The sequence below is a fragment of the Anoxybacillus sp. LAT27 genome, from assembly GCF_022030075.1.
Lineage (GTDB): Bacteria > Bacillota > Bacilli > Bacillales > Anoxybacillaceae > Anoxybacillus > Anoxybacillus kestanbolensis.
In genome coordinates this window covers 1-617 of sequence record NZ_JAIWYK010000047.1, presented here as the reverse complement: position 1 = coordinate 617, position 617 = coordinate 1, and the positions used below count along the sequence as shown (strand labels likewise).

General features: G+C 51.5%; 5 tRNA genes. All 5 read right to left on the bottom strand.

The window, feature by feature from the left end:
• Positions 1-180: 180 nt before the first annotated feature.
• The 5 genes from LD028_RS02385 to LD028_RS02365 all read right to left on the bottom strand — a co-directional run bounded on the left by LD028_RS02385 (position 181) and on the right by LD028_RS02365 (position 615).
• Positions 181-256, bottom strand: a tRNA-Ala gene (locus tag LD028_RS02385).
• 7 nt (positions 257-263) lie between these two features.
• Positions 264-340: transfer RNA gene (locus LD028_RS02380), tRNA-Pro, on the bottom strand.
• Positions 341-360: 20 nt separating this feature from the next.
• A tRNA-Arg gene (locus LD028_RS02375) sits at positions 361-437 on the bottom strand.
• An 8-nt stretch (positions 438-445) separates the two neighbouring features.
• A tRNA-Leu gene (locus LD028_RS02370) sits at positions 446-531 on the bottom strand.
• A 9-nt stretch (positions 532-540) separates the two neighbouring features.
• Positions 541-615 (bottom strand) — tRNA-Gly (locus LD028_RS02365).
• Between the last annotated feature and the right edge of the window lie 2 nt (positions 616-617).

The following is a 617-nucleotide window of genomic DNA, read 5'->3' as shown; positions in this document are numbered from 1 at the left end:
CATGTATTAGGCACGCCGCCAGCGTTCGTCCTGAGCCAGGATCAAACTCTCCATAGAAAGTTTATATCTCTAGCTTCTTTACGCTTTTCGCTTCGTTCAGTTTTCAAGGAACATCTCTTTGTCGCTGTTTGAGCGACTTTTTTAATATAACATTTACTGTTTTCTTTGTCAATAACTTTTTGGTGGAGCCTATCGGGATCGAACCGATGACCTCCTGCGTGCAAAGCAGGCGCTCTCCCAGCTGAGCTAAGGCCCCTTGAAAATGGTCGGGAAGACAGGATTCGAACCTGCGACCCCATGGTCCCAAACCATGTGCTCTACCAAGCTGAGCTACTTCCCGTCCTCATAATGATATAAACATGGCGCGCCCGAGAGGATTCGAACCCCTAACCTTCTGATCCGTAGTCAGATGCTCTATCCAATTGAGCTACGGGCGCATATGAAGTGCCGAGGGCCGGACTCGAACCGGCACGGTAGTCACCTACCGCAGGATTTTAAGTCCTGTGCGTCTGCCAATTCCGCCACCCCGGCATGGCATATTGGAGCGGAAGACGGGACTCGAACCCGCGACCCCCACCTTGGCAAGGTGGTGTTCTACCACTGAACTACTTCCGCAT